This window comes from Paraburkholderia sp. BL17N1 (assembly GCF_003634175.1).
Classification (GTDB): Bacteria; Pseudomonadota; Gammaproteobacteria; order Burkholderiales; family Burkholderiaceae; genus Paraburkholderia.
On record NZ_RBIW01000001.1, the window covers coordinates 130,268 to 149,183 of the forward strand.

Consider the following 18,916-nt stretch of genomic DNA (forward strand, 5'->3'; position numbering starts at 1 on the left):
GGGTGGCTTGAGGTCGTTATCCGCAACTCAGCTAGACCGCCTCGCATACCACCGCGAACTTCAACAACTGCGTGGGCCCGAACGCATTGCTGAGCGCCACGTCGGCGGCGTCGCGGCCACGCGCCATCAGCACACGTCCCGTGCGCGGCGCGTTGTTGCGCGGGTCGAAGGTTTGCCAGCATCCGCCGATGTAGGCCTCGAACCACGCGGCGAAGTCCATCGTCGCGTACGGCGGCGGCAGGCCGACGTCGCTGATATAGCCCGTGCAATAACGCGCTGGAATATTCATGGCCCGGCATAGCGCCACGGCCAGATGCGCGAAGTCGCGGCACACGCCTTTGCGCTCCTGCCACGCCTGCCAGGCGGTCTTGGTCGGCCGCGCAAAGTCGTATCCGAACACGATGTGGTTGTGCACGTAGTCGCAGATCGCATCCACGCGCCCGCGGCCGAGCGGCAGCTTGCCGAAGGTCTGCCACGCGAATTCGGAGAGCAGATCGGTTTCGCAATAGCGGCTGCCGAGCAGAAAGACCAGCGTATCGTCGGGCAGCATTTCCACCGGATGCTGTTCGGTGTACGGCGGCCGCATCTCCGGCTCGGACGACACCTCCAGCACCGCGCTCGTCGAAAAAGAGATTTTTCCCGGCGGCGCCACCAGCCGGCTGCACAGATTGCCGAACGAGTCGCGATACTGCCTGATCGGCACCGGCGGATCGACCACCAGCACATCAGGATTCAGCACCTCTTTCGCGTGCGAATAGTGGGTGTTCAACATCAGCAACATCGGCGTCGGTTGCACGCACTCATAGACCAGCTCGTAGCCAACGCGCAATTTCATCGCAGCGCCCTTTTCCAGTTGAAACATTCAATTGACCCGCACGACGAGCCGCCCGCAGCGGCACTCCCCCGCAAACACGTTTCGATTCGATGCGCCGTGATTTCGGCGCGCGTTCATTCGTCTTATTCGCGTTGCTTGGCGGTCATTCGCCTTCGGTCACGCTTACGTCCACCTGCAAGCCGCGAAACGAATGCGGCGCGCCATGCCACGTGCCCCACAACGGCAGCGCCTGATAGGCGTTCCACGCCACCGCCACGCGAATCAGATGGCGATTGCCGACGATGCTATTGGTCGGGTCGAAATCGACCCAGCCGGCGCCGGGCAAATAGATCTGCAGCCACGCGTGCGTCGCGCCGCCGCCTTGCGTGGCGTCGTGCTCGGGCACGAACAGGTAGCCGCTCACGAAGCGCGCCGCGAGGCCGAGCGAGCGCACCGCGTCCATCATCAGCACGGCAAAATCGCGGCAACTGCCGCTACGGCTGCGCAACGTGTCGCCCGGACGGTTCACGCCTTTTTCCGTGCGGCGCACATAGAAAAACGTGCTCTTGATTTCGAGCGTCATGGCACGCAGCAGCGCCATCGTGCCGCCACTACCCGCGCTGCTTTTGCCACCTTTGCCGCCGGTCTTTGCAGCACTTGCAGCACTGCCCAGGATCGGCACGAAGCGGCGCGCCCATTCGTCCACGTCACTGTCCGGATACTGGCGGCTGCGCGCGTTCACGAGATCTGCAGCTTCCTCGTTGGTGTACGCGAACGGCCAGTTCACCGCATACGGCTCGAGCGCGTAATCGGGCATGGGCGCTTCGAAGTGCTCAAGTGTCACTTCGCTGTCGAAGCGCAATTCGCTCGCCTTGCCCGCGAAACTCGCGACCGCCACCGAGTTGTCGAACACGTCGTGCAGCCAATGCAGCCGCGACGGCTCGGGCGTGATCACCAGCCTGTTCGTGACGAGCCGCAGATCGTGGCTCGCGCGCGGCCGGAACATCATGCGATGTTCGCCGAAGCGCACGGGTTCCGAGTAACGGTAGACGCTGACGTGGCGCACCGTGAAACGCTGCGGCTCATTCATCCGACCGCCCGATGGATGCCGCCGGGTTCATCGTGTCCATCGCGTTCGCGCTTGTAAAAAGCCGCTGCCGCTGCGGACAAAAAGCGCGCGGCGCGGTTTTGATCTTCAATGAGCCACGGCCGGGTTGCGGTGTGGTCGAGTGCTCTCAAACAGAAACTGACGGGTTGAGCATACACCCGCCATATTGGTTGAAAGTACTCATTTGGCCGCGGCATCGCGCGGGGAAGTTATCAACAGAATCTGTTCGCAAATCTGTGCATAACTATCCGGCAAAAACCGCAAGCCGTTGATGCGATTGCCATTTCTTCCGCAATGCCGAAGTTGGGCAGCGCGTGCGCCTGGCGTGCACCCGGCGTGCACCCGGCGCGCGTCATTCGCGCACCGTGCCGCGCGCCGCGTCGTCGGCAACGTGCGCGTGACGGGCCTCTTCGCGCCACCGCTGACGCGAGCGAACCATTCTGCGCACCGCGAGCCGTGCCATCTTGACCCAGCCCGAAGGCCGCGGGTCGGCCAGCATGCTCAGCGCGCGCGTAGTCGAGCGTGAGGCCGGGTGTCCACGCCATCGTCGCGGCTCGCTTGCGCACTTGCGCGGCGACCCACAGTTCCGGCGTCGAGATCACGCGCAAAAACGGCTGCCAGCCGCCGAGATTGCCCCACACGCGCGACGAGGCGCCTTCGATCGCGGCTTCCAGTGCCCGCGAGACGCTGCTCGAACAGTTGCGATGCGTGAGGTTGTAAGTCGTGTCCTGTCGATATGTCTCCCAGAAGCGGCTCAGGCGAACCGGATCGTAGTTGCGGATGCGCACCTGAACCGTCGACGGGCACCACGCTTTCGCTTCGGTCGGGTAATCGGGCTGAAATAGCCCCGGCATGTCGTTCTCGCGCGTGGCACGCAGCAGCCGCGCGAAATCGTCCGGCGAACGATCGATCTCGACGCCAGGATACAGGCTGATATAGACGCCCTCGGGCGATTCGAGCGCGGCATGGCCGGTCGATATCACGCCGTTGCGATCCACCGCCGCGATATAGCGATCGACGATCAATTGCCGGCGCGCCTCGCCCTTGGCCGAACCGACCGGCGTCCACACATGCACGGTCAACGCGGCCTCGTCGGCGGCCGGCGGGCCGTCCCATTCGTGCGCGATCAGACGGCTGGCGGCCAGCGCGCTCGCGGCGGCAATGCCGGCGTCGGCCGCGGAGTCGCCGGCGGCGACCGCGGGGTTCGACGCGAGCCGCCGCACCCGCGTGCTCAGCAGGATCATGTTCCATCCGCCAAAGATCAGCCCGAGTCCGACACAGTACGGCACCGTGCCCACGTAGTGGGTCGGATAGGGTTGATAGAAGAAAATCGCCAGCGCAATTTCGACGGCGCCGCCGATCATCGCGAGCCGCCATGTGCGAAAGCGGACCACTCTTGCCGCGACGATCTGCAGGAGGCCATCGGCGAAAAAGAGCGTGCCGAAGATCATCGACAGAATGAAATTGCCATGCTCGTGGCCGATCAGAATCAGTGCCGCGGCAGTCGTGAACGCGATGCCCTTCACATAGCGCAGCGTGCGTTGCCCGCCCATGCCTGTCCAGGCGACGGCCAGCGTGGCAAGGCCTTCGAGCAACAGCAACGAGACGAACGGGGTGATGGGAAAATAGAGCGCGCTATCGAGCGCGTCGATGAACACAAACACGCCGAGCAGAAAACTGATGCAACCGGCAATCCGCAACGATCGCCAGCGCGTGCGCAGATAATCGACGCCCAACAGAATCATGACCAGACGAACCATTGCGAGTCCTCCGTGACTGATGCGTTCTGCTGATCGCCATCTTAACCACTTTGGCGGCGCGGGCGCGCGTGGCCCGGGAGTGATCCACGAAGCGACAGCGCACATTTGCCACGCCTCGCTCGCGTATTTTTGTGCCGCTCACGCCGATGCGCTTTCGCGCCCAGATCGATCGGCCACAAAAAAGGCCGGCGCGGAAATGACTTCAACGCGCCGGCCTGCAACGAACCATGAAACCAGAAGCTGCTTACGCCGCCTTGGCTTGCGGCATGGCTTCGCCGCCCTGCTCGCCACCCAACGCATCGAGCAGATTGCTCAGCATGCGGTCGAGTTCGGCGGTCATTAACGTGACGTCGGAGTCGAAACGTTCGTCGTCGTTTTGCGCGGTGGGGTCGCTCGCTTCCTTCAGCACGTCGAGCGGCGCGATGCGCTTGATCGTCAGCGAGGGCGTCAGCACGAACGACACGCGGTCGTTCCACGTCATTGCGAGACGCATGCATTGCTTGCCGGCTTCGATATGACGGCGCATATCTTCGGCATCCAAAGTATGTCCCACATAGCGCACGGTCGCGTTGCCTTCGGTAGGCGAACGCAACTCGGTGTCCTGGTCGAGCGTGAAGCCGGCGGGGCCCTCGCCTGACAGCAGCCATTCGGTCATGGCCGCGACCGGCGAATGCGTGACACGCACCGTGCCGAGCGGCAATTGATCGATCGACTTGACCAGCAGGCCGCGCACTTCATCGGCGACCGCTTGCGAAGCCGCGTCGATCACGAGCCAGCCGTTTTTGCAATCGATCCACACGCGCGTGTCGCGGCGAATGCTGAAAGCGCGCGGCAACAGTTCGTCGGTGACCTGTTCCTTGAGTTCGCGCATCTGCTTGCGGCCGGGTTTGAAGCCCTGCTGATCCTCGAGTTCGAGCGCGCGTTCCTTGGTCACCTGCGTGACGACCGACGCCGGCAGCAGCTTCTTTTCGGCGCGAAACACCAGCAACATCTGGCCATTGAGCGAGTACACCAGCGAGTCGTTATCGCGCGGCGATGCCCAGCCATGGCTTTGCATCTCGACGCTGTTGCCGGGCGCGAACGCGTGCGGCGCGAGCCACTTCTGCATCTGTTCCGGAGTGACGGACCACGGAGCGGGAAGACGGTGAAGCTGAAGGTTTTTGAACCACATTGGCGGAGTCGTGTACGGGCAAAGCGCACCATTCTATCTGACGAGAGACGTCGCGCGGTCGGCTGGAAGGACTCTGTTACTTCGTCGCCCGAGCGTTCACGGCGTCGCGGCCATTTTCAAATAAAAACGGATAATCCTTTAAGCGACAGACCGATTATCAAACACGGCCTTACTCTGGAGAATACGCTTCATCCACTTCAACTCTCTCCGGAGCGCACCATGTCCACCCCATCCCTCTCGCGAATCGGCCGCCGCGTGCTGATCGCCGCGAGCGTCGCCGGCGCCTTGAGCGCCCAGGCCGCAAGCGACGCAGACCTGCCCGTGCCGCACCACGTCGCCGTCGCGTCGACTTCGGCGCAAAGCGCCGAAGTCGTGCGAACCGCCCGGCGATATGCCGCCTTCTGGAATACCGGCGACGAGGCCTACGCGAAACTCGCACTCTCGCCCGCCTTCATCGACCGCACCTTGCCGGATGGACGCCCGCAAGGTCCTGACGGTCCGCTGCAGGCGTCGAAAGGCTTTCGCGCGGCCGTGCCCGACCTGCATGCGGAAATCGACGACCTCGTGGTGGCCGGCGATCGCGCCTCGGTTCATCTGCATTTCCATGGTCATTTCACCGGGCAGTTTCAGCACCTCAAAGGCAACGGCCAGACCGTCGATTTCCAGGCCTTCGATCTATATCGCGTGAAAGACGGCCGCATTGTCGAAAACTGGCACCTCGAAGACAACCTGACGCTGCTCAAGCAACTCGGCGCCATCAAGCCGTAATGGTTTAGCCGTAGCCGTTTTGAGCGCGCGTTACGTTTAAATCACCTAGACTTTTTGACAAGCGCGTGACTAGACGGAGGCGGCCATGGCCGATCAAACCGCAGCCTGGCAGATGGTGGAGTACGAGGGATTCGAGATTCACGTAGCGCCGTTCCTGAAGAACCCGCCCAGCGAAGGGCACACGCCGAGCGCGGCGAATCTGCGCTACACGTATATCGGCTACGTTTGCCATCCGGGCGCGGATCCGGCCATTCCCGGCCATGCGGTGCCGTTTCACCCCGACGGCGAAGAGAGTTTTGCCGGCGAGGACGAAGCCGTGTATGAAGCCGTGCACGTGGGCCGCAGCATTGTGGATGGCACGCATCCGGACCTGACGGTGTTGCCGCTAGTGACTGGCGGCGTGTGAATCTCGGGCTTGCGCTTCAGCGAGGCTCCAGCACGCCCGACGGCGAACCCTGCTTCGCCAGCAGGCGCAGCGCCAGTTCCAGCATCCGCTGATTGGCGCGTGGCGGCGTGAACGTCTCGACTTTTTGCAGCGCGGCTTGCGCGACGCTGCGGCGCAGCTCGGTGTCCGTCAGCAGGCGTTCGATGGCGAGCGCCATGGCGTCCACGTCGCCGATCGGCACCAGCAGGCCGGCCTTGCCACCTTCCAGCATATCTCGCGGGCCGGTCGGGCAATCCGTCGACAGCACCGGCGTGCCGAGCGCCATCGCCTCGCCGAGCACCACGGCGCAACCCTCATAGCGGCTGCTCAGCACGAGCATTTCTGCCTGCCGGATATAGGGCAGCGGATTGGCGCAGAAGCCAGGAAACTGTACGGATGCACCGATCCCCAGCTGGTCGGCGAGTTGCTCCAGCTCGCGCCGGTCCCGCCCTTCGCCGATCAGAACGAGCGCCGCCTCGCAGCGGCCACGCTCGCGCAACTGGGCGTAGGCTCGCAACAAGGTCTTGTGGTCCTTCTGACCTTCGTCCAGACGCGCCACGGAAACGATGAACGACTCAGCCGGACGTTCGATCTCCGCGCGCGCGGCCTGCCGCAGCGTGTCGACATCGATCACATTCGGCAACTCGACAATGTCCATCTCCACGCCGGTTGTCGAAAAGAGTTCCCGCGCCTCGTGCAGCATGGCGGGGATCAGCACGGTGATTGCCGAGTAGCGCGCGTAATGCCGCACGCGCCGGGCGATGTACCGCGCGCTCTTGCCGCCGAGCCGTGCTGCCAGGCTGAAATGGTTGACGCCGAACCAGGGCACATTGCCACTGCCCGCCATATGGCGCAGCGAAAAATCGAAATCGCAAACCAGATCGTGTTGCTTGACCAGATGCCGCATACGCAGCGCCAGCAGCGGCCGGATTGCGCCATAGGTCGACAGCTTGTGCAGTAACTTCTCGCCGGTGCCCAGCTTGCGCCGGCGCGCCGCGTCATGCAGCGCGTACATCCATTTCGACGAGGCGAGCACGTGGACGGGAACGTCTTCGGGGATCGACTGCGCGCGCCAGAACGCCAGGTCGTCGGTCGGATACGCCACCGACAGGCTCGGCGCGAACAGGCGCCGGTCGAGCGTCTTCAGCCAGGCGAGCAACGCGGTCTCGGTGCCGCCTTTGCCGAAATCGTTGATATGAAACAGGATGCGCAGCGGGGTGCGGTCTGCTTCGATAGAGCGGGGGTTCACGTTCGTCATCCTGGTTATTCGCCCAACTCGGCCGTTGGCGCTTCGCGCCGCTGTTCACTGCGTGCCGCCGTGGATTGCCCACGTGCGGTCCCGCTCGACGCTGCGCCCGGCGCGCGCGCCTGTTCCGCGCAACCTAGCAGCAGGCCCGCAAAAGCCCAGAATGCCAGCATGGTGGTCTGCCACATGAAGTCGTCGGTCGAATTTTTCGCGATCATACCGGCCACCAGCGCAACGCCCGCGGCGCACTGCCAGGGCTTGACTCGCCGCAGCCGCCAGAAACGCAAAACGAGGCACAGCAACAGCACGGTCTGCAGCACCACGCCGACGAATCCCGTCTGCAACCACGTGTTGATGAACAGGTTGTGCGCATGCGTCAGCGCTTGCGGTTCGACCGCCAGCAGACTGGCCGGCATTTCGCTGCGATAGACGATACCCGGCAGCGGCTTGCCGAAACCCACGCCGATCCACCTGTGGCGCTCGGCCTCGTGGATATAGAACGCCCACAGCTTCGGACGCGTGTCGGCCGATACCGTGTCGCCGATCGCGGAAAGCGAACCCGGCACATAGACCGGATGACCGTCGATCGACAGATCGTGCGGCTGCTGCACCGAAGGAGGCAGAGCAGCCGTGCGCAGGCGGGAGCTAAGTTCGAGCGTGCCGATGCCGGCCGCGCCCACCGCGGCAATGACCAGCAACGCCAGCGGCAGGCGCCGCCGGTACAGCGGAAACAGCGCGACCAGCAGCGTCGCGGCGGCCGCCGGCCAGAAGAACCGGTTGAGCGTTGCGAGGCCAATGAAGAGGCACAGCACGATGCCGCTCGCGCCGATCACGCGCCAACGAGGCCGCAGCATGAAGCCCGCGAACAGCGCGATGGCAAATACCGCGAGCGTGCTGGTGTGGCCGACGCGGTTATAGAAATGCATGGGGAAGGTATTGGCGGTGGGCGGTTGCAAATGCCCCCAGTTGAGCGCGCTGATCACGGCGACCGCCACGCAGGCGATCCAGTTGACAGCCACCACGGGCTCGGGCCGCCGCAGCTGGGTGCCGAATAGCCAGAAGCCCCAGAACGACACCAGCGGATAGAGTACTTCGTCGCACCACGCGTGCAGACTGATCATCGGATACATGGACCACGCGACCGAGGCGAGGCTCCAGCCGGCCCAGCCCGCGATGGGCAGCGCCAGCGGCCAATGCCGCGGCGAGGGCCGCTCGGGCGACCAGGCCGCCGCCGCCACGCCGAGCGCCATCAGGGCGAGCGCGTTGAAGACGATCGCCGTCATGTGGCCGAACATCACCACGAACAGAATGACCGGACAGGCAACCCAGAACACGCGCTCCACTCGCGCAGCCGTGTGAGTCATTACACTTTCACCAGAACATTTTGCAATGCGTTATATACCGACTCGACCGACAGCCGGCCCATGCAGTCGGCATGGTCGCCGCGCCACGCGACGCAGGTTGTCTCGTTGCGATCACAGCGTCGCACCCATGCTACCTCGCGGCGGAAAATAAAAGGCTGATCGCGGCACGGCATGTCAGCGATCGTAATCGGCACGAAGGGCACCTCGCGCCAATAGCGGCCCGCGCCGTGAATCAGCGCGTTGCCCGGCCCGAACAGCGCGAGCGTGGGCACCCCAATCAGACGCCCCAGATGCGCGACGCCGGTATCGGGACAAACCACGGCTTGCGCGCCGGCAAACAGATGCCACAACTCGCCAAGGCCGAGCCGCGCCGCCAGGTTCGGATGATGCGGGTCCGGGTCGATCGAGCGAATCAGTTCCGCCTCGCCCGGACCGCCGGTCCATACCGGCAGATAGCCGAGTGCTTCCACGCGTTGCGCCAGATCGCGCCAGCGCGCGTTGGGCCAGCGTTTGACGCTGGTGCTCGCGCCCGGATGCAGCACGACGTAAGGCTGGGTCAGCAGCGACGGCTCGGGCAGCGCCGCGTGTTGCGGCGCGCGCCAGTCGGCCGGGCGATAAGCGCGCGGCGGCGGCCCGTCGATCAGTTCCGTGGCGAGGTCGGCCCAGGCCGCCGCCGTGTCGGGATACGGCACGCTGCGGTTGAGCGGCCAGTTTTTCCAGGCCGGCCGATCGCCCGAGTGTCCGACGATCCAGCGGCAGCCCGCGCCCAGCGCGAGCCAGCTATGACGATTGTCGCCGAGCACCATGCCGAGGTCGTAAGGGCCGGAAAGCAGAACGTCGCGCACGGACTTCGAATCCCGCGGATCGAACGGCAAGGCCGTGACGTCGAAGGGCCGGCCGGCGTACAGAGGCACGATCGCCTTCGGACAGGCGAGAACGATCTGCGACTGAGGGTATTGCTCGCGCAGCTTGGCGAGCAACGGCGTGAGCAGCAGCGTGTCGCCCAGCAACAGATGATGCGCAATCAGGATACGGCGCGGATGCCGCGACTCGCGGCGCAGTGGCTTGATCAGCAGTCGCGGGATAGCCCGCGCAAAAATACGAAGACGCCCGGCAAGCCGACTCATAGGCTCATCGGCGCGTGGGTTCCCGCCGCGATCTTGCAGTACGCCGATACCCGGCGTGAGGTCGCGTTCGCCATGCACAATCTCCAGCGGTATTCTTCCCGAAGGCCTCCAGTGCAGCGGCGACGGTCCCGTCACGACGGGCTGGCGCGGCTCGGGACGCGGCGCCTTTGGCCCGCCGCCTGTCCAGGCCGGCATGGAAAGCTCGATGAAATAAAATGGGGCGTTCCGCTCGATTTGAGTTCGAGCGTTGGTAGTTCGAAATTATAACATGTGGCCCTGCCGCCGAACGACGCAAAACCGCGCCAGCAGGGCCGCCCGCGCCTTACACGGCAAGGCAGCGGCGAGTCCTAACGCGCGGCGTCGATCTGCCGCGCCAGCGTCAACAGCTCGCTGGCGTGAGCGGCCACACTTGCGTCGTAAAGCACCGCGTCGCGGGCAAGTTCGGACGGCGCGCGACGCGTGCCGTCGCGATGCGCGCGCACTGCCCGCTCGAGAGTGGCACGCAGGTCGGCGAGGTCGTCCGGCGCGAAAACGAACTTCGCGTGCGGCGCGATCGCATCGCAGCAGCCGATGCTCGACGGAAAAATGACCGGCGTGCCGCACATCACCGATTCAATGCCGACCAGGCCGAACGGCTCATACGTCGATGCGAGGATCGTGAAGTCCGCGGCCTGGTAGCACTGCGCAAGCTCTTTCACGTAGCCGATATAGCGCAGCCGTTCGGATGTGCGCGCGGGCGGCCGCCCCGCCACGGCCACCACCACGGGCAGCGACGTGTCACGCAGCGCGGCTTCGATGAGCGGCAAGCCCTTGCGCTCATGGCTGCTCGACGGAAACAGCAAGACGATTTCGTTGTCGGCGAAACCATATTTGTGGCGCAACGCGGCGCGCGTGGCGGGGTCGGTCGGTGCGAAGCGTGTGGCATCGACGGGCGGATACAGCACGCGGATCTTCGCTTCGTCGACCCCGTATAGTTCGCGCAGTTCGTCGTGCATCAACTGTGAATGCGCCACGACCACTTTCGAGCGCTCGTACTGACGGCGTTCGAGCGCGATCTGCCAGCCGTCCGAAGGCTTCTGCGCGCGCCCCGTCGCCCGCAGAAAACCAAGATGCGTGCCGCCGCAGATCGCCAGCTCCGACGAATCCACGCGGTTGCAGCCGATCAGCACATCAACCTGCGCCGCGCGCCGCGCCGCGCGCAAGCGCCACGAAAACCAGCGATCGCGCAGTTTGCCCGGCAGGAACGAGACGTTGATACGGTGCGGCTCGACCAGTTTGAATTCGGGCAACGACGCGTCGAAGCGGCGCGCGAAGAAAGCCGGTTCGACGCCGAGCGCGGCCAAGCCTCGCACCAGATCCATGGCGTAGCGCTCGAGCCCGCCGCTGTGCCGCAGGGCGTTACTGGAGAGTCCAAGTTTCTTCATTCAGACCGCGCGCGCCTGCGCCTCGTCAAATGTTAAGGGGGAAGTCATGCGCGGTCCGGGCCAGCGGGCCGCGTGAATGGAAAGCCGAATGGCGGAACGACGTGTCGCGCGCGTCAGGCCGTGGTCTGCTGGAACTGGATGCGGTGCAGATGCGCGTACAGCCCGTCCCGCGCCAGCAGTTCACGATGGCTGCCGCTCTCGACGATGCGCCCCGCCTCCATGACGAGAATCCGGTTGGCGCGCTCGATGGTCGAGAGGCGGTGCGCGATGACGAGTGTCGTGCGGCCCTTCATCAAGGTTTCCAGCGCCGCCTGCACGTGCCGCTCGGACTCGGAATCCAGCGCCGAGGTCGCCTCGTCGAGGATCAGGATCGGCGCGTCCTTGTAGATCGCGCGCGCGATTGCCAGACGCTGCCGCTGGCCGCCCGAGAGCATCAAGCCGTTGTCGCCGACCAATGTGTCGATGCCTTTCGGCATGGCCTCGACGGTATCCCACAGGTTGGCCGCGCGCAGCGCCGCCTTGACCTTGTCGGGATCGGCGGTTTGGCCGTAGGCGACGTTATTGGCGACCGTATCGTTGAACAGCACCACGTCCTGGCTCACCATCGCGATCTGGCTGCGCAGCGCGTGCAGATCGTATTCGGGGATCGCCACGCCGTCGACCAGGATCTGGCCGGCGGTCGGATCGAAAAAGCGCGGCAGCAGATTCACCAGCGTGGTCTTGCCGCTGCCCGACGGGCCCGCGAGCGCGACCATTTCGCCCGGCGCCACCTTGAACGACACCTGGTCGAGCGTGTGGCGGTTGTGTGTCGCGTTAGCGCTGTAGTTGAACGAGACGTCGCGGAATTCCACTTCGCCGCGCGCGCGCTCGAGCGGCTTGCCGCCGCCTGCCGGCTCGGACGGCTCGTCGATCAGACCGAAGATCAGTTCGCACGCCGTCATGCCGCGTTGCAGCGGCTGGTTCACATCCATCAGATGCTTGAGCGGCGAGATGATCAGCAGCATCGACGTGACGAAGGCGACGAAGCCGCCGACCGTGGTCTGATCCGACGACGACTGCACCACCGCGATCGTGATCACGACGGCGAGCGCGATCGACGCAAGGAACTGCGTCAACGGCTGCGCAAGGCCGCCGGACACGGTCATGCGCATGGCGTAGCCGCGCAGACGCTTGCTCATCGCCTCGAAGCGGTCCATCTCGTACTGCTCGCCGTTGTGCACCTTGACGACCTTGTAGCCGCCCACCGACTCTTCGACGATGTACGAAAGCTCGTTGGTCAGCAACTGATGCTCGCGGTTCAGACGGCGCAAACGACGGTTGATCTTGCCGACCAGCCAGCCGATGGCCGGCAGCAGCACCGCGACGATCAGCGTCAAACGCCAGTTCAGATAGAACAGATAGCCGAGCAGGAAGACAACAGTGAGCGAATCGCGCACCAGCGTGACCAGCACGCTCAGCAGCACGTTGAGAATCTGGTTCACTTCGAAGACGATCGCATTGATGACCGTACTCGCGGTTTCGCGCTGGAAGAAGGCGACGCTCGTGTGAATCATGCGGCTGAACATCTTCAGGCGCAGGTCGAGCAGGATCTTGTTCGTCACGTAGGCGAGCAGATAGCCGGACGCGTATTGCGACAGGCTGCGAACCAGGGCGAGGCCGATCACCGCGGCGGGCACGAACCACTTGGTCTTGTCGTTGGCGTGCGCGCCGAAGCCCTTGTCCAGCAGAGGCTTGAGCAAGGCTGGGATCGCCGCGTCGGTGGCGGCGCTGACGGCCATTGCGACGATTGCGCCGAGGAGAACCCAGATCAGCGGCTGGATATACGGCCACAGCCGTTTAAAGACGACGGCGGCCGACGACGCCTCGCCTGAACCGATGGGTTTGCTTAACGTTGGCTTCGCGCTCAAGGAATCCTCTGAGAAGGCGGAACGGCAGCCGCGCGGTGGACGGAATGCCGGCCGGGCGGAATATCGAAAAGGAGCATTGTAAACGCTTGGGGGTGAGCGTCGGCGGTTAGAAGCCGGCTGTGTATACTCCCGGTGCGACTCGTTTCGCGCGGCTTGCCTGCGCGCTTCGCTCCGTCACTCCGCCCTTACGCTACTCACGTATGCAAGAAACCACCCTCGGCGTCGCCATCATCACTAAAAACGCGGCGGCGCGGCTGGCTGAATGCCTGCAAGCCGTGGCCTTCGCCGATCAGATCGTCGTGATCGACGGCGGCAGCACCGACGGCACCGCCGAGATCGCACGCGCGCACGGCGCTCGCGTGATCGAACAGACCGATTGGCCGGGCTTCGGCCCGCAAAAGAATCGCGCGGTCGACGCGCTCGGCACGAACTGGATTCTGTCGATCGATGCCGATGAAATCGTCTCGCCGGAACTGGCGTCGGCGATTCGCGCGGCGCTGGTGGCCCCCACTGCCGATGTCTACGCGGTAGACCGTTTGTCGAGGTTTTGCGGCCACTGGATTCATCACAGCGGCTGGTATCCGGACTGGATTCCGCGCCTCTTCAAACGCGGCGCCGCGCGATTCTCCGACGACCTCGTGCACGAGCGGCTGGTGTTCGACACGCCTGCGCAGCGGCTCACCGGCAAGCTGATGCATTACTCCTACGAGGACTTCGAAGGCGTGTTGCGCAAGCTCGACGCGTATTCGACAGCGGGCGCCCAGCAACGTCATGCGGCAGGTCAGCGCGGCAGCTTCGGCAAGGCACTCGGGCGCGGTGCGTGGGCGTTCGTGCGGACTTACTTGTTGCGGCGTGGTTTTCTGGACGGCCGCGCCGGTTTCATGATCGCGATCTTCAATGCGGAGACGGTGTATTACCGGTTTTTGAAGCTGGCGCGGCTGGGGAAGAAGGCGCGGCGATAGGTCGTGAGACTTAAGCCGCGCAGGCCTCCCGACCGATCAATAGACGATCTCGATCGAACTTCCCGCAAACTCACCGCGCAACGCTGCGAGCAGTTCATCTGTCGGCTTCACGCGCCATGCGTCGCCCAGACGCATTTCGCCTTCCGCGTTCTGGCTGCGATAGACCACCTGAACGGCAAGCCCGTTCGGGATTTGTACCGCCTGACGCTGGCCACCTCCGCCATAGCCACCGCCATTACGGCCGCCGCCATTTCCGCCATTTCCACCTCGCGATGAAGCCGCCGGCGCCGCGACCGCTTGCGGTTCGTCCTTGCCCGCGCTGTGCGCTTCGAGCACGCGACGCAACGCCAGCGCGTCCGCATTGCCGTTCATCTGCACCTTGACCGCCTCCGCATAACGGCAGCGCGCACGGCCGAGGTCCATGACCGTGTCGACGGTGAAGCGGATACCGCCCGTGAACGCGTCGTTACGCGCCTGGCCTTGCACGACCAGCAGTTCGTCTTCCTTGAACAGCTGCTTGTGCGCCTCGAACGTTTCGTTGAACACCGTGACTTCGCACTGGCCGGTGCCGTCGTCGAGCAACGCGATCAACATCTTGCCCCGCTGGGTCATCTGCGTGCGCAGCGATGCGATCACGCCCGCGATCAGCTTGTCGCGTCCTTCCTTCAGTTCGCCGATCTTCTGGCGCACGAAGCGGCGCACTTCGCCCTTGTAGGCGTCGAACAGATGGCCCGACAGGTAGAAGCCGAGCGCGGCCTTCTCTTCCTGCAGCTTCTTCTTTTCCGGCCACTCCGCTTCGTCCACCAGTTCATGACCTTGCGAGGGCGCGTCGCCCATGTCGAACAGACCCGCCTGCAAGGCATTGGCGCTCGCCTGCTCGGCGGCTTCCATGGCGAGCGACACGGACGCGATCAGTTGCGCGCGATTCGCATGCAAGGTGTCGAATGCGCCGGCGCGGATCAAAGCTTCGACCGTGCGGCGATTGACGATGCGGCGGTCGACCCGGTTGCAGAAATCGAAGATGTCGATGAACGGACCTTCTTCACGCGCGCGCAGGATTTCCTCGATGGCATTCTGGCCGCTGCCCTTGATTGCGCCGAGGCCGTAACGGATCGTTTTCGAACGCTTGCCGTCAGGCTCGGCAACCGGCTCGAAGCGGTACGCGGACAGGTTCACGTCCGGCGGCAGCACTGCCATCTTGTTCGTGAGACAGTCTTCGAACAGGATCTTGACCTTGTCCGTGTCGTCCATGGCGAGCGACATATTCGCCGCCATGAATTCCGCCGGATGGTGCGCCTTCAGCCACGCGGTGTAGTACGCGAGCAGCGCATATGCGGCCGCGTGCGACTTGTTGAAGCCGTAACCCGCGAACTTCTCCATCAAGTCGAAAATTTCGTCGGCTTTTTCCGCGGTCAGTCCGTTCTTCGCGGCGCCCTGACGGAACAACTCGCGATGCTCGGCCATTTCCTCGGCCTTCTTCTTACCCATCGCGCGACGCAGCAAGTCGGCGCCACCCAGCGAGTAGCCGCCGATGATCTGCGCCATCTGCATCACCTGCTCCTGGTAGACCATGATGCCGTAGGTCTCTTTCAGAACAGATTCGACGCGCGGATCCGGATACTCCACCACTTCCCGGCCGTGCTTACGCGCGCAGAAGCTCGGAATCAGATCCATTGGGCCAGGACGGTACAACGCGACCAGCGCGATGATGTCCTCGAAGCGGTCAGGCTGCGCGTCTTTCAGCATGCCTTGCATGCCGCGGCTTTCCAGCTGGAACACGGCGACCGTATTCGCTTTCTTCAATATCGAGAACGACGCCGGATCGTCGAGCGGCACCTGCCCGAGCGACCAGTCCTGCTTCGACGGATCGAGACGGCGGATATAGCGCTCGGCCCAGTCGAGAATCGTGAGCGTGGTCAGACCCAAAAAGTCGAACTTCACGAGGCCGACGGCTTCGACGTCGTCCTTGTCGTACTGGCTCACGACGCCGCTTTCATCGCCCTGCGTATACAGCGGGCAGAAATCAGTCAGCTTGCCGGGCGCGATCAGCACGCCGCCCGCGTGCATGCCGACGTTACGCGTCAGCCCTTCCACGCGCTGCGCGAGTTCGAGCAGCTGATGCACTTCGTCTTCGTTGTCGAAACGCTCCTGCAGGAGCGGCTCTTCCTTCATCGCGTCAGCAATCGTGACGTGCTTGCCCGGCTTGAACGGAATCAGCTTGGCAATGCCGTCCGTGAACATGTAGCCGAGATCGAGCACCCGGCCGATGTCGCGCACCGCCGCCTTTGCCGCCATCGTGCCGAAGGTGGCGATCTGCGACACGGCGTCCGCACCGTACTTTTCCTTCACGTACTGGATCACGCGATCGCGGCCGTGCTGGCAGAAGTCGATGTCGAAGTCGGGCATGGACACCCGCTCCGGATTCAGGAAACGTTCGAACAGCAGGTTGTAGCGCAGCGGATCGAGGTCGGTCACGCCGAGCGCGTACGCGACCAGCGAACCCGCGCCTGAACCGCGGCCCGGTCCGACCGGCACGCCGTTGTTCTTGGCCCAGTTGATGAAGTCCGCCACGATCAGGAAGTAGCCGGGAAAGCCCATCTTGATGATCGTGCCGCACTCGAATTCGAGGCGCGCGTAATACGTTTCGCGTTGCGCTTCGCGCTCGGCCGCGTCGGGATACAACTGCTCGAGACGCTTTTCGAGCCCCTCTTTCGACAGCTGCACGAGGTAGTCGTCGAGCGACATGCCGTCGGGCGTCGGGAACAGCGGCAGCTTGGGTTTGCCGAGTTCGAGCGTGAGGTTGCAACGCTTGGCGATTTCAACCGAGTTGGCGAGCGCCGACGGAATGTCCGCGAACAGCGCCGCCATCTCTTCCTGTGTGCGGAAGTACTGCTCGGACGTAAAGCGCTTTGAGCGGCGCGGATTCGCCAGAATGTCGCCTTCGGAAATGCACACGCGCGCTTCGTGCGCGGTGAAGTCGTCCGGCGTCATGAACTGCATGGGGTGTGTGGCGACCACCGGCAATTTCAGCGACGCCGCGAGCGCGACCGCCTGCTGCACATACTGCTCGCCGCCGGGCAGACCACAGCGCTGCAACTCGATATAGAAGCCGCCCGGGAACACTTTCGCCCAATGCAACGCGTTGCGCTTTGCCGCTTCTTCGTTGCCCGCCGCGAGCGCGAGACCGATGTCGCCCTGCTGCGCGCCGGACAAAGCGAGCAGCCCTTCGCCGAGACCGGATTCCAGCCAGCTCGCCTCGACCTCTGCGCGGCCGCGATACTGATTCGTGAGCGAGGCCTTGCTGAGCAGTTCGCACAGATTCAGATAGCCGCGCCGGTCTTTCACTAGCAGCAGTAATCGGGAAGGCTTGTCACGGTCGTCCGGATTGGTGATCCAGACGTCGCAGCCGGCAATGGGTTTGACCCCTTTGCCGCGGGCTTCCTTGTAGAAACGGACGAGGCCGAAGGCGTTGCCGAGATCGGTGAGGGCGAGCGCGCCCTGACCGTCTTTGGCCGCGGCCTTGACGATGTCGTCAAGACGCACGATGCCGTCGGCAATCGAAAATTCGGAGTGAACGCGGAGATGAACGAAGCGGGGATCTGACATGGGCGACATTGTAACTCCACCCTTCAGGAGTTTTCAGGCCAAAGCAGCGCGTTAGCCGATCAGCTTAGGACACATATTGGCAAGCCCCTTGCACAGGCGCTTCTACGTTGGCCGGGCACGCGAACGGACGCTCGCGCAGAGCGAATCGACAGCAAGTTGACGAACGATTTGCGCTACCGCAAACCGTTGCCCATTCCGCCGAGTCGGGTAAAGCGCCGGCTTGAGGGATAATACGGGTTTCGCCCTATTCGACGTGGCCGCGCCGCATGGCGTTTGAAGGCGGGCAGCCCAATGCGCCCCGTTTTCCGCGAGGCCGGTCACTTCTTACCGCTGGACACTCATGAGTATCGTTAATCTCTCTTCGTATCATTTCGCGACTATCGAAGACACCGCTGCATGGCGCCCGTTCGTCACGGAACGCTGCAATGCGCTCGGCCTGAAGGGCACCATTCTGCTCGCGCCGGAAGGCATTAACCTGTTCGTCGCCGGCACGCGCGAAAACACCGACGCCTTCATCCACTACATTCGCCACGACGCGCTGTTCGAAGGCAAGTTCGTGAATCTGCAGTTCAAGGAAAGCCTGTCGGACAAGCAGCCGTTCACCCGTATGCTGGTCAAGCTCAAGCGCGAGATCATCACGATGAAGAAGCCGGCCATCCGGCCGGAACTCGGCCGCGCGCCGTTCGTCGACGCGCCCACGCTGAAAAACTGGCTGGACCGCGGTCACGACGACCAGGGCCGTCCAGTCGTGATGCTCGACACGCGCAACGCGTTCGAGGTCGACGTCGGCACATTCGACAACGCGCTCGATTACCGCATTACGAAATTCAGCGAGTTTCCCGAAGTGATCGAGCACAATCGCGCGGACTTGGAAGGCAAGACGGTCGTGTCGTTTTGCACGGGCGGGATTCGCTGCGAGAAGGCCGCGATCCACATGAAGGAAGTCGGCATCGAGAACGTATACCAACTCGAAGGCGGCATCCTGAAGTACTTCGAGGAAGTGGGCGGCGCGCATTATCACGGCGACTGCTTCGTGTTCGACTACCGCACCGCGCTCAATCCGCAGCTCGAACCTAGCAAGACCACGCAATGCTTCGGCTGCCGCGCGGTGGTTCCGCCGCAAGCGCAAGAATCGCCGCTGTACGTGGCGGGCAAGACGTGTCCGGAATGCCATCCGGACGGCAAGGCGGCGCGCGCCGCGTGATGGCGGCGGCGTACCACGCCACCACTGGCCC

13 protein-coding genes and 1 pseudogene are annotated in these 18,916 nt (G+C 63.9%); 4 read left to right on the forward strand and 10 right to left on the reverse strand.

The features are described 5' to 3' along the window. Window positions 1–31 precede the first annotated feature (31 nt). The 4 genes and pseudogenes from B0G82_RS00640 to B0G82_RS00655 form a co-directional block, all read right to left on the reverse strand. Entirely contained in the window at window positions 32–835 is an 804-nt protein-coding gene (locus B0G82_RS00640) for a transglutaminase family protein (RefSeq protein WP_106280454.1), read from the reverse strand. A gap of 142 nt (window positions 836–977) precedes the next feature. Then, entirely contained in the window at window positions 978–1,904 is a 927-nt protein-coding gene (locus B0G82_RS00645) for a transglutaminase family protein (protein ID WP_121306349.1), read from the reverse strand. A 370-nt stretch (window positions 1,905–2,274) separates the two neighbouring features. Beyond that, a pseudogene (locus tag B0G82_RS00650) lies at window positions 2,275–3,682 on the reverse strand (DUF308 domain-containing protein). A 244-nt stretch (window positions 3,683–3,926) separates the two neighbouring features. After that, a complete protein-coding gene (locus B0G82_RS00655; protein WP_106280261.1) occupies window positions 3,927–4,853 on the reverse strand; it encodes a recombination-associated protein RdgC in 927 nt (308 codons plus the stop codon). Window positions 4,854–5,072: 219 nt separating this feature from the next. Between B0G82_RS00655 and B0G82_RS00660 the strand changes: the two genes are divergently transcribed. Next, window positions 5,073–5,621 carry an ester cyclase gene (locus B0G82_RS00660; protein WP_121306350.1) on the forward strand — a complete coding sequence of 183 codons (549 nt, stop codon included), beginning with the start codon at window positions 5,073–5,075 and terminating at the stop codon, window positions 5,619–5,621. 85 nt (window positions 5,622–5,706) lie between these two features. Continuing rightward, complete coding sequence (locus B0G82_RS00665) at window positions 5,707–6,027, forward strand: hypothetical protein (protein WP_116119385.1); 321 nt, start codon at window positions 5,707–5,709, stop codon at window positions 6,025–6,027. A 16-nt stretch (window positions 6,028–6,043) separates the two neighbouring features. On the opposite strand, the gene B0G82_RS00670 is transcribed toward B0G82_RS00665, so the two are convergent. The 5 genes from B0G82_RS00670 to msbA all read right to left on the reverse strand — a co-directional run bounded on the left by B0G82_RS00670 (window position 6,044) and on the right by msbA (window position 13,113). Next, a complete protein-coding gene (locus tag B0G82_RS00670; protein WP_121306351.1) occupies window positions 6,044–7,303 on the reverse strand; it encodes a glycosyltransferase in 1,260 nt (419 codons plus the stop codon). Between the two features lie 5 nt (window positions 7,304–7,308). Continuing rightward, on the reverse strand, window positions 7,309–8,655 hold the full coding sequence (locus B0G82_RS00675) for an O-antigen ligase family protein (RefSeq protein ID WP_121306352.1): 1,347 nt from the start codon (window positions 8,653–8,655) through the stop codon (window positions 7,309–7,311). Beyond that, the gene (locus B0G82_RS00680) at window positions 8,655–9,782 is read right to left on the reverse strand and encodes a glycosyltransferase family 9 protein (protein WP_121308574.1); all 1,128 of its coding nucleotides are present in this window, start codon (window positions 9,780–9,782) and stop codon (window positions 8,655–8,657) included. Before B0G82_RS00680 ends, B0G82_RS00675 begins: the two co-directional genes overlap by 1 nt. A gap of 347 nt (window positions 9,783–10,129) precedes the next feature. After that, the gene (locus B0G82_RS00685) at window positions 10,130–11,206 is read right to left on the reverse strand and encodes a glycosyltransferase family 4 protein (RefSeq protein WP_121306353.1); all 1,077 of its coding nucleotides are present in this window, start codon (window positions 11,204–11,206) and stop codon (window positions 10,130–10,132) included. 113 nt (window positions 11,207–11,319) lie between these two features. Then, on the reverse strand, window positions 11,320–13,113 hold the full coding sequence (gene msbA, locus B0G82_RS00690) for a lipid A export permease/ATP-binding protein MsbA (protein WP_121306354.1): 1,794 nt from the start codon (window positions 13,111–13,113) through the stop codon (window positions 11,320–11,322). A gap of 200 nt (window positions 13,114–13,313) precedes the next feature. On the opposite strand from msbA, the gene B0G82_RS00695 reads away from it, so the two are divergent. Further along, window positions 13,314–14,075 carry a glycosyltransferase family 2 protein gene (locus B0G82_RS00695; RefSeq protein ID WP_121306355.1) on the forward strand — a complete coding sequence of 254 codons (762 nt, stop codon included), beginning with the start codon at window positions 13,314–13,316 and terminating at the stop codon, window positions 14,073–14,075. A gap of 36 nt (window positions 14,076–14,111) precedes the next feature. Here the strand turns inward: B0G82_RS00695 and dnaE are convergent, their stop codons facing one another. After that, complete coding sequence (gene dnaE / locus B0G82_RS00700) at window positions 14,112–17,690, reverse strand: DNA polymerase III subunit alpha (RefSeq protein WP_121306356.1); 3,579 nt, start codon at window positions 17,688–17,690, stop codon at window positions 14,112–14,114. 331 nt (window positions 17,691–18,021) lie between these two features. Here dnaE and B0G82_RS00705 point away from each other — a divergent pair, with 331 nt between their 5' ends. Then, window positions 18,022–18,885 carry a sulfurtransferase gene (locus B0G82_RS00705; protein ID WP_106280245.1) on the forward strand — a complete coding sequence of 288 codons (864 nt, stop codon included), beginning with the start codon at window positions 18,022–18,024 and terminating at the stop codon, window positions 18,883–18,885. Window positions 18,886–18,916 lie beyond the last annotated feature (31 nt).

Bases quoted from the DNA above. Each gene is read 5' to 3' on its own strand.
- dnaE (WP_121306356.1), bottom strand. From the start codon at position 17,690: ATGTCGCCCATGTCAGATCCCCGCTTCGTTCATCTCCGCGTTCACTCC.
- B0G82_RS00675 (WP_121306352.1), bottom strand. From the start codon at position 8,655: ATGACTCACACGGCTGCGCGAGTGGAGCGCGTGTTCTGGGTTGCCTGT.
- B0G82_RS00645 (WP_121306349.1), bottom strand. From the start codon at position 1,904: ATGAATGAGCCGCAGCGTTTCACGGTGCGCCACGTCAGCGTCTACCGT.
- B0G82_RS00685 (WP_121306353.1), bottom strand. From the start codon at position 11,206: ATGAAGAAACTTGGACTCTCCAGTAACGCCCTGCGGCACAGCGGCGGG.
- B0G82_RS00665 (WP_116119385.1), top strand. From the start codon at position 5,707: ATGGCCGATCAAACCGCAGCCTGGCAGATGGTGGAGTACGAGGGATTC.
- B0G82_RS00680 (WP_121308574.1), bottom strand. From the start codon at position 9,782: ATGAGTCGGCTTGCCGGGCGTCTTCGTATTTTTGCGCGGGCTATCCCG.
- B0G82_RS00660 (WP_121306350.1), top strand. From the start codon at position 5,073: ATGTCCACCCCATCCCTCTCGCGAATCGGCCGCCGCGTGCTGATCGCC.
- B0G82_RS00655 (WP_106280261.1), bottom strand. From the start codon at position 4,853: ATGTGGTTCAAAAACCTTCAGCTTCACCGTCTTCCCGCTCCGTGGTCC.
- B0G82_RS00695 (WP_121306355.1), top strand. From the start codon at position 13,314: ATGCAAGAAACCACCCTCGGCGTCGCCATCATCACTAAAAACGCGGCG.
- B0G82_RS00670 (WP_121306351.1), bottom strand. From the start codon at position 7,303: ATGACGAACGTGAACCCCCGCTCTATCGAAGCAGACCGCACCCCGCTG.
- B0G82_RS00640 (WP_106280454.1), bottom strand. From the start codon at position 835: ATGAAATTGCGCGTTGGCTACGAGCTGGTCTATGAGTGCGTGCAACCG.
- B0G82_RS00705 (WP_106280245.1), top strand. From the start codon at position 18,022: ATGAGTATCGTTAATCTCTCTTCGTATCATTTCGCGACTATCGAAGAC.